At 25.7% G+C, this 9,586-nt stretch carries 10 protein-coding genes; 6 read left to right on the forward strand and 4 right to left on the reverse strand.

The genetic code is table 11. The annotated features are described in order from the left end of the window. The 3 genes from WC356_06610 to WC356_06620 all read left to right on the forward strand — a co-directional run. On the forward strand, positions 1-1,323 hold a 1,323-nt coding region (locus WC356_06610), incomplete at its 5' end, for a hypothetical protein (protein ID MFA5382813.1). Further along, entirely contained in the window at positions 1,320-2,342 is a 1,023-nt protein-coding gene (locus WC356_06615; GenBank protein MFA5382814.1) for a hypothetical protein, read from the forward strand. The genes WC356_06610 and WC356_06615, both read left to right, overlap by 4 nt. Positions 2,343-2,466: 124 nt before the next feature. After that, the gene (locus WC356_06620; GenBank protein ID MFA5382815.1) at positions 2,467-3,408 is read left to right on the forward strand and encodes a deoxyhypusine synthase; all 942 of its coding nucleotides are present in this window, start codon (positions 2,467-2,469) and stop codon (positions 3,406-3,408) included. Positions 3,409-3,444: 36 nt separating this feature from the next. On the opposite strand, the gene WC356_06625 is transcribed toward WC356_06620, so the two are convergent. Continuing rightward, entirely contained in the window at positions 3,445-4,107 is a 663-nt protein-coding gene (locus WC356_06625; protein MFA5382816.1) for a hypothetical protein, read from the reverse strand. A 397-nt stretch (positions 4,108-4,504) separates the two neighbouring features. Here WC356_06625 and WC356_06630 point away from each other — a divergent pair, with 397 nt between their 5' ends. Beyond that, positions 4,505-5,542, forward strand: coding sequence for a decarboxylase (locus WC356_06630; protein MFA5382817.1), 1,038 nt, complete (start codon positions 4,505-4,507; stop codon positions 5,540-5,542). On the opposite strand, the gene WC356_06635 is transcribed toward WC356_06630, so the two are convergent. Beyond that, positions 5,532-5,822, reverse strand: coding sequence for a hypothetical protein (locus WC356_06635; GenBank protein MFA5382818.1), 291 nt, complete (start codon positions 5,820-5,822; stop codon positions 5,532-5,534). The two genes, WC356_06630 and WC356_06635, sit on opposite strands and share 11 nt — an antisense overlap. Positions 5,823-5,832: 10 nt before the next feature. After that, positions 5,833-6,435, reverse strand: coding sequence for a nucleotidyl transferase AbiEii/AbiGii toxin family protein (locus tag WC356_06640; protein ID MFA5382819.1), 603 nt, complete (start codon positions 6,433-6,435; stop codon positions 5,833-5,835). A gap of 51 nt (positions 6,436-6,486) precedes the next feature. On the opposite strand from WC356_06640, the gene WC356_06645 reads away from it, so the two are divergent. Together WC356_06645 and WC356_06650 are read left to right on the forward strand one after the other, a co-directional pair. Next, entirely contained in the window at positions 6,487-7,002 is a 516-nt protein-coding gene (locus WC356_06645) for an adenylyltransferase/cytidyltransferase family protein (protein MFA5382820.1), read from the forward strand. A gap of 10 nt (positions 7,003-7,012) precedes the next feature. Beyond that, positions 7,013-8,065 carry a mechanosensitive ion channel family protein gene (locus tag WC356_06650; protein ID MFA5382821.1) on the forward strand — a complete coding sequence of 351 codons (1,053 nt, stop codon included), beginning with the start codon at positions 7,013-7,015 and terminating at the stop codon, positions 8,063-8,065. 27 nt (positions 8,066-8,092) lie between these two features. Here the strand turns inward: WC356_06650 and WC356_06655 are convergent, their stop codons facing one another. After that, positions 8,093-9,130, reverse strand: a complete 1,038-nt coding sequence (locus WC356_06655) for a reverse transcriptase domain-containing protein (GenBank protein ID MFA5382822.1) — start codon at positions 9,128-9,130, stop codon at positions 8,093-8,095. Between the last annotated feature and the right edge of the window lie 456 nt (positions 9,131-9,586).

A 9,586-nucleotide genomic window follows, 5' to 3' on the forward strand; every position in this document is an offset into this window, starting at 1 on the left:
TCATTTTATTTTTTATATATTTTAATTATATTATTATTAAGTGTTCCAATAGTTTTAAGTATCGACTCTTCAATATGCCAGAGCGCTAATCCAGAAGAAGATTATAAAGCATGTATAAAAATGCAAGAGCCATTAAAGTTAATATGGGAACAAAAAAGTGATGAAGTAGATAAATATTCTTCTAATTTTTTCGCAGCAGATTCTGAATATAATTTATGCAGGTATACTACATGCGCAAAAGGAGCAATAAATCCGATTACAACAACAGAAATTAAAACAGACAATGATGAAAGTTATTGTATACAATTACTTTGCGAGCCTTTATTAAAAGCATATAATAAAAATATAAAAATACTAGAAGCTGAAGAAGAAAAATTAAAAAATGATTTTGATCTTGCACAATGCGATAATTGTGTTATTCCTTTTTGTAGATATCAAATACATGCAGATTGTACATATTTAGGAAAGTTTTGTAAAGAACTTTCTTCAATAACAGATACAGATTATATTGGATGCACAGAAACACCTAATGAAACCCCTTCAGTTAAAACTAATATTCCCCAAACAACTACCCAAACACAAAAAACAGAACCTAAAACAACAACTACAAATCAACAGACTAAAACAAATTTACAAATTCAAAATGAAAATAAAATAGATGAAATCTCAAAAAAGAATAATGTTGAAGTTAAAGAGATTGAAACAAAAAATGGCAAAAAAAAGATTATATTAACTAATCCAGATAATTCAAAGGCAAATATTGATAATAAAGATATGTATTATAAAAAAGATGAAATAAAAAAAACTATTTCAGATCAAATTGGAGATGTTCCAGGTATCGGACCATATAAAGATTATATAATGAAATTCTTTGATGACCAAAAAAGTGATGAAGAAAAAACAACCGACACCCAAATTAACTTAGATATTGGAAAAAATGCAGCAAACCTATTTAACCAAATGGACGGCACAGGAGATAAAGAATTATCTCTCTCAATTGGAAAAAATTTAATACCAACTTCAACTGCTACAAAACCTTATGAATTTATTTTTGATCAATTAGGAGGCACTGTAAAAAAAACAATGGCCCATGGATATAACAGCGAATATAATTCTGTTCTTGAAGAAGCAAGATTATTAAGAGAAAGTGGGTTGACATGGAGTCAAACAATTAAACAAACTACTGCATTAGTTGCAGAAGCAAACGAAGGCAAAAGATGGTCACAAACAGTATCTGCATTTTCTAAAGATGAATTTAAAACATTTGAAAGTAGAGTCAATCTTTATATTCTTCAAATGAAAGAAAATGGTGAATTACAATGAAAATAGGGATAATTATATTTTTGATATTTATTTGTTTGATAGGTTTTTATCTATTTTCAAATCCATCAATCATTAAAGATAATGCTCCAGAAATAAATAATATTATTGAAACAATCAAAAATATGTTTGATAATACTTCTACTCAAACAAATGGAAATAATTCTCTTCAGACAAATGAAATGTCTGAATATTTAAAAGAAAATAATCTAAACTTGATAGAGATAAATAATGAAAATAATTTTATATTAATTAAATTTAGTTCTGATTCATTTTTAGATATGGATCAATTAGTATATACTACAGCTTTAGAAGCATATAATATATTTCAAAACCCAATAAGAATAGAAGGATATTATTTAGAAGAGCCAGTTTTAGCATTAGAAACAAATAATCCTAATGATGAAAATTCACTACAATTTATAGACATAAGAAATTTAGAATTTATGATTGAAAATGATTTAATGATTTTTGATGTATTAATTGAAGATATCAATATAAATGATGATTCTATTTTAGTTGAACTTCAATATGAAGGCTCAGAAAATGACTTTTTTAATGATTTTGCTGCAATTTGTTTTGTAATTGTTCAAGATGCACCACAGATACAGGATATTTCTATTAAATATCTTAAAAATGATTTATGTTTATCTATGAAAACAACCTCAACTGAAGTATTAAATTTTTATAATGAAAAAATTTCAATGGATCAATTTTTAGGTGGACTTGAATTAGAAAAATGCAGTTCTGAAAAAATAGATGCACAAAGCTTAAATAATACAGAACAAGATCAGAATTTAGATGATTCTAAATTAAATAGCGAAGAATTAACTGAATGTCCTACTGGAGAAGAATTAGATTTATTGACTGCCCAAAGCCAAAATATATTATTTACTTTAATGGCTGAAGGAAAAGGAGATACACCAGAAGGGCAAGAAGCATATAAAGTAATGAAATTTTACCTTGACTGCTATCCTACAGAAGTACAAGAAATAGAATATCCTAATGAAGAGGAAAGTTAAAAACATATCTAAGCCACAAATGGAGCAGTATAATTCTTAATATATTAAAATTAAAGTATTAAAAATATTTTTGAATATAGATTATATACAATTTTTATATATAAAAATTTAATGAGGGATAATTATGTATGTTAAAGATATCAAATGGAAAAAAGGGATTAAAGTTAATGAATTAGTAGAACAAATGGGTTCAACAGGTTTTCAAGGTGTTGAACTCAAAAAAGCAGCAGAAGTAATTATTAAAATGAAAAAATCAGGAGCTAAAATATACTTAACCTTTACTTCTAATATGGTTACTTCAGGTTTAAGAGGTTTTTTTGCGCAATTGATTGAATTAGGCATTGTAGATGTAATAGTAACAACAGTTGGTGGAATTGAAGAAGATATAATGCGCTCAATGGGAGAAAAATTTACAATAGGTGATTTTTATTCAGATGATGTTGAATTATATGAAAAAGGAGTTAACAGAGTTGGAAATTTATTTATTACAAATGAAAGTTATTGTAAATTTGAAGATTGGATGAAACCTTCTTTGAAAAAACTTTATGAAAAAAAGAAAATTTGGCCTGTTTCAGAAATGTTAAATGAAATGGGAAAAATGATTAAAGATGAAAATTCAATTTTATTTCAAGCATCTAAAAATAATGTGCCTATTTTCTGTCCTGCAATAACAGACGGCGCTTTTGGCTTTCATTTATACTTATTCCAGCAGGATAATCAAGGATTTATGGTTGATGTAGTAAAAGATTTTGCTAATATTTTATTTTCAACATCTCAAGATGAAACAAAAGGTCTTATTGCGCTTGGGGGAAGTATAAGTAAACATCATGCATTACTAGCATGTTTATTAAATGGTGGAATTGATTATGCAGTTTATTTAACAACAGCAAGCGCATCTTCTGGAAGCATGTCAGGCGCTACTACAAAAGAAGCTAAATCATGGGGAAAAATAAAAGATGATTCAGATGCAGCAACAGTTATTGGAGATGTAACAATAACATTTCCATTGATGATGATTTATGCGATTGAGGAATTGAACAAGAACGGCTTGCTTGAAAAAGAATAGGTAAATGGAAAATAAAAAGAGGAAAAAAAGTTTAAACTATATTTTCGATTTTGGAACTTTGTCTTTATCACTTAGTTGATCAGAGATATTTTTAACATCAAATGTTTTTAGTATATCTTTAGTGATTTGAAATTTCAGTGCGGGAAGTAATTGATCCCTCTCATTTTTTGTTTCAGCATAGCTAACACAATTAAATGCATCTAAAATGAATTTTTTATTATTTGGAATTGTTGGATTATTCCATCCACTACTTTCCTTAAATTCTTGAGAAATAAACGCTTGTATTATTGAAGAATCCAAAGAAGTATCTTTAGCTCTCGCAAGTGAACCCTTTTTTTCAAAAGGAGAATCTTTAGTAGTTCCTATAACAAAAATAGCTCGCCTATGAATTCCATGAATAAATATGTTATCTCCTTCTTTTGTACCAATTTTAATGGGGAGAGTACTTGTGTTGATCTCTTTGACAAATTGCATAAATGCAGCAGGATCTGAAACTTCTGGGCATAAAACAACAGATTTTTTAGGAATTTCGTATCTAACTTTATCTTCTCCATTTCCACTCCATCTTTCAAGGATAAAATTACCTGAATTACTTAAATCCCCTAAATTATACAACCTCAAATGCATACCTTCTTTATCTAAACTATAAATAGGTTCAAGTTTAACAGTTTTATCCGCCATTTCATCACCTTCAAGCATTTTCTAATTATTTTTGGAAGCGAAATATATATATATATGGTAAAACGAAAAACTTTGAAACAGCAAAAATAGGACAATTATGATTGCTTGCTGAAGAAAAAGTGCGCAAATGCATTAACAATTAATCCATAATTGTAAAGATTGTTAACAAACATTAACAATTAATCCAATATAGTAAAGATTGTTAATATAAAGATTGCTAATACAGACTATCTAAACCAGGGAATTGATAGGATAAACAGTAAAAGTAGCATTTTGGCAAAAGAATTTGACAAAATGATATACATTTTGGTAAAAGAATTTAACGAAATGTTATTTTTGTATGAATAATTAAATATAATTGATCAAAAATAAGAAAAACACTTAATTTATAAGCACTATCTTATAAAAAATAATCATGTCAGAAGCGCATTTCATTTTACATAAATCAAAAGTATTTGAACAATACAATTTAATTAAAGAATACGCAGATCTAGTATCATATAGCTTTAAAACAAATCAAGAAGTAGGTAAAATTCTAGAAGAAACAGACTGCTTTTTTAGCGTACACTCATTTGAATCATTAGAAAAAATTAAAAATAAAAAAAGAGTCTGGTTTTTCCCACAAGCGTGGGATACACAAGAAATAGAAAAACTAAACTCAATAGGAGTTACTTCTTTTGTAATAGATAATAAAAAAGATTTAGAAATTTTAATTGAATATTTAGAAAAAAATAATATAAAAATCAATTTATTATTAAGAATGCGTCTCAAAGAACATAGTATACAAACTGGAAAATATTTTGTATTTGGTATGTATTCAAACGAAATAAATAAACTCATCCCAGAATTAAGAAAGAATCAAAATATTGAAAAATTAGGAATTCATTTTCATAGAAAAACACAAAACATTAGTGAATGGAATTTAAAGCAGGAATTAGAAGATATTTTAGATAAAAAAACATTAGAAAATATGGATTATATAAATATTGGGGGAGGACTGCCTTCAATATATAAAAATTTTAGTTCAGACACAATTGAAAATATTTTTGAAAGAATAAAAGAAATAAAAGACTGGTTAAATAAAAATAATATTCAAATGATTATTGAACCAGGAAGATTTATTGCTGCTCCTTGTATTGAATTAGAAACAACAATAAAAAATATTTATGATAATAATATTATTGTAAATGCATCTGTATATAACAGCGCAATGGATACTTTTATCTCACATATAAGATTACTAGTTAAAAATGAGTTAAATCCAAAAGACAAAGGCGCCGAAGCATATACAATAAAGGGATGCACCCCAGATTCATTAGATATTTTTAGATATAGAGTTTATTTAAAAGAACCAAAAATAGGGGATAAAATTATATTCTTAAACGCTGGCGCATATAATTTTTCTACAGACTTTTGTAATTTGCCAAAATTTAAAACAGAAATTATAAACTAAATAAAAACTTAAAATAATCTGTATTTACTTCATTAAAATTTTGCTTTTCATCTTTTAAAATGTTTTTAATCTGATTTCTTCCTAGTTTATTGTACAACCATTTCCAAGAATCTCTATCTACAAACTGAATCATTCTTTTAACGACTACAAAAGTTGATATTTTATTAGTTCCATAATCCCAAAAATATGTCATATATTTTTTAGGGACAAGTATATCTTTATTATATTCTGGATTTTTAGAAAAATTCATTATTCTTCTTTGTTTTCCTCTTATTTTCATAACACCACTTTTAAACAATTTTTTTTCCTTTAACCCAACCTAAAATAAATTTTTGAATTTCTTCTTGTTCTTTCTTAGAGTATTTTTTAGATAAATTAAAATCTTTAAATCTAATTAAATATTTTAAAGTTTCATCAAATGGAATTCCAAATTTCTTCTTAAACAATTCTTCTATATTATTAATTTTATAATTATGTTTCTTTAATAAATAATAAATATCAAATAAATCTTTGTGTTCTGCTCTTCTTGTAATAACATATAATTTATTTAATAATAAATCCTCATCACTGGCAAGAATAATTGATTTTATTTTTTGTTTTTTCATTAGATTTTTAAAATAAAATTTAACCAATGAAATTTTTACATTATCAATAACAAAATCTATATTATCTGAAGTTTTATCTATATGTATTGTCTTTATTCTATTTTTGAAATAGTTTTTAAATTTTCTAACGTAATAATCAAAAGAAAAATCTTCATTAAAAAAGTCTAAATCAACACTTTTCCTATGATTATATTTAAACATTATAGATGTTCCACCAGCCAGATAAAATTGATTAGGTAATATTTTTGAAACCTCTTCAGCCAATTTAAATAATTTTGTTTTTTCCATAAAATATTTAACAAATAAAGTAATTTAAAGTTATTCTAAGAATAATATATTATGAATAATAAAGACCTTTTTATTTTACAAATTAAACAAGAGGGTATATCTAAAGATGCTTATGAAGTTTTAAATAAAAAAGATAAAGAAAAATTAGAAGAGATTAATGGAAAATATTATTTGAAAAAAGAATATAAAAATAAATTAAAAATTGTGATGACAGGAGGTGTATTTGATATTCTGCATTATGGACATATATATACTTTAGAAAAAGCAAAAGAAAAAGCAGATATCTTAATTGTAATAATTGCAAACGACAATACAGTTTTAAAAAATAAAAATAGAAAACCAATACATTCACAAGAACATAGAAAAAAGATAGTTGAATCATTAAAACCAGTTGATTTATGTTTAATTGGAGGAGAAAATCCTTTAGAAATGGCTGAAAAAATAAATCCGAACTTAATAGTTTATGGTTATGACCAAAACCCTTTTATTACTAATTATCCATATATTAAATTAGATAAAAATGAAGAGTATAAAACATCTAAAATTATTGAAAATTTAGGTATTTAAAGTGAGTTAAATGGATTTTTTAAATATAACAGTTTTCGGAACAACTATTATCAATTATGCATATTTCCTATTCATTACTCTAGGAACCATAATTTTAGCAAAAGTAGCTTATTATATCATAAAAGGAACAATAAGTAGATTTACAAAAAGAACAAAAACAAAATTAGATGATTTATTAATGTCTGCATTAGAAAAGCCATTTATTGTTTTAATTTTAATATTTGGAGCACAATTTGGGTTGGAATTTTTATCTTTACCAAATGGCTATGGAAATACAGCACAAAATATTTTGGGTGTTTTATTAACATTTAATATCGCATGGTTTATTGTAGGAGTTTTAAATTCATTTATTGAAAATTATGTTGAACATTTAACAAGAAAAACTGAATCTAAATTAGATGACCAAATATTGCCTATTTTCAAAAAAGGAGTATTCGCAATTGTTTTTATTTTAGCTTTGATTACTGCATTAAATAACTTTGGTTATGATGTAACAGCTCTTTTAGGTGGTTTGGGTATTGCTGGTATTGCTGTTGCAATGGCAGCTCAAAGCACATTAGGGGATTTATTAGGTGGAATTAATATATTCACAGGAAGACCTTTTGAAGTTGATGATTGGATTAATTTTGGAGGAAAAGGAGGACAAGTAACTGAAGTTGGTATGAGAAATACAAGATTAAAATCTTTTGATGGAACTTTATTAACTGTACCAAATTCTATTTTAGGAAAAGAAATAATTGAAAATTATACAAAAGCAGAAAAAAGAAGAATAAGATTTAATATTGGTTTAACTTATAATACATCTACTAAACAAATTGCAAAAGCAAAGGAAATTTTATTAAAAATTACAAAAGAAATTGAAGGAATTGAAAAAGACAGCGCAACTGTACATTTTAAAGAATTTGCAGATTCTTCAATAAATTTAATGTTTACTTATTATATAATTGACACAAGCAAATTCTTAGATATTCAAGATGAAGTTAATACTAAAATAAAAGAGCGCTTTGATAAAAACAAATTAGATTTTGCTTTCCCAAGCCAGACTATTTATTTGAAAAAATAAGTGATATCATGGATATAAAAGAAAAATCTAGATTAACAAAAGTGAAAATTCAAAATTTAAACTAGCTCTAAAATTATATAAACCAATTCCCCCTTGCTTTAGATAACCATTTAAACCTAAGATAGAACAAACAATATGTTTTTTCATAAACTTATCACAGTAAGAATACAAAAATTCTTTAAATAAAGCTATTTTTTCTAATATTCTTTTTCTATTGTTCTTTTTTAAGCGCTTATAATAATAGAAAATTCTAAAACCAAGAAAAGTTATTCCTTGCGCAATAAAGAATATTTTTGATTTTCCTTCATGAAGCGAAAGAAAAAGTTTCTCTTTTAAAAAATCACTTATTTTTTGTTTAAAATAAAAAAGATATGTTTTTGATCTGTGGAAGATTACAAAATCATCAACATATCTTATATAATATTTTACTTTTAAATTGTGTTTTATAAAATAATCTAAAGTATTTAAATACACATTCGCAAAAAATTGGCTTGTTAGATTTCCTAAAGGCATTCCTTTATTTATTATTTTAGTTTTATGGTTTATTAAAATGATTTTTATTAAATTTATAATTTGTTTGTCTTTAATTTTTCTTTTGATAATATCTAATAAAACCTGCTGATCAACTTCTTCAAAATAATGTTTTATATCTGCTTTCAAAACAAAGCCTTGTTTTGAAACTTTTCTTTTGAAAAAGTCAAATCTTTTAAGAGCTAAGGAAGTTCCTTTTTTCTTTTGATTTGCGCATGAATCATAAATAAAGGTTTTTTCAAAAATTGGTTGAATTATATTTATTAAAGCATGATGTATTATTCTATCTCTAAAATCAGAAGCGCTGATTTTTCTTGTTTTTGGGTCTCTAATTGTGAAAACCTTTAATGGTTTAGGTTTGTATGTGTTGTTTATTAATTCATTTTGTAATTGTTTAAGATTTTGTTCTAAGTTTTTTTCAAAATCTAAAACATACTGCTTATTTGATTTTCTTATTTTAGCTTTTTCAAAAGCTAAATTTAAATTTTCATAAGAATATAAAGAAGAAAATAAATTCTTGTAAGTTTTTGCCATTTTAAAACCGATTAAAATAAAACTCTAAACCTATGAGTCATTCTGAAGGAATTGCCAAGCCTGTTGTTGAAGTTGAGGTTCCTGTTGTCGTTGTACCTGTTGCCATGCGGAAAGCCAGCATCCTATTAGCCAATTTATTCTTTAATCACCTCTGCTTCAGGTTTCACAAACTGCGCTACTATCTGTTGCAAATGTATTTTATATCTGGTTTAAAACCAGCCTTATAAATTGACATGTGGCTCTAGGTTTTAGAGCAAATAAAAATTAGAAAAGAAAATTTATAAATTTATCTTAAATTTAAAAAAACCTGGCTTCGCCAGGTATTTAAAAACAAAAAAAACTAAAAAAAGAAAAAAACTAAAAAAACTTTACTCGCTACCTGCGGTAGCGTCGATATAAAACACCCTGAAGGAATCGCCAAGCCTGCAGCAGAAGAAAAGGTCCCAGTCGTCGCCG

Source organism: Candidatus Micrarchaeia archaeon, assembly GCA_041653315.1.
Classification (GTDB): Archaea; Micrarchaeota; Micrarchaeia; order Anstonellales; family JAHKLY01; genus JAHKLY01.

Excerpts from the sequence above, each read along its gene's own strand:
- WC356_06615 (MFA5382814.1), top strand. The coding sequence starts at position 1,320 with ATGAAAATAGGGATAATTATATTTTTGATATTTATTTGTTTGATAGGT.
- WC356_06620 (MFA5382815.1), top strand. The coding sequence starts at position 2,467 with ATGTATGTTAAAGATATCAAATGGAAAAAAGGGATTAAAGTTAATGAA.
- WC356_06625 (MFA5382816.1), bottom strand. The coding sequence starts at position 4,107 with ATGCTTGAAGGTGATGAAATGGCGGATAAAACTGTTAAACTTGAACCT.
- WC356_06630 (MFA5382817.1), top strand. The coding sequence starts at position 4,505 with ATGTCAGAAGCGCATTTCATTTTACATAAATCAAAAGTATTTGAACAA.
- WC356_06635 (MFA5382818.1), bottom strand. The coding sequence starts at position 5,822 with ATGAAAATAAGAGGAAAACAAAGAAGAATAATGAATTTTTCTAAAAAT.
- WC356_06640 (MFA5382819.1), bottom strand. The coding sequence starts at position 6,435 with ATGGAAAAAACAAAATTATTTAAATTGGCTGAAGAGGTTTCAAAAATA.
- WC356_06645 (MFA5382820.1), top strand. The coding sequence starts at position 6,487 with ATGAATAATAAAGACCTTTTTATTTTACAAATTAAACAAGAGGGTATA.
- WC356_06650 (MFA5382821.1), top strand. The coding sequence starts at position 7,013 with ATGGATTTTTTAAATATAACAGTTTTCGGAACAACTATTATCAATTAT.
- WC356_06655 (MFA5382822.1), bottom strand. The coding sequence starts at position 9,130 with ATGGCAAAAACTTACAAGAATTTATTTTCTTCTTTATATTCTTATGAA.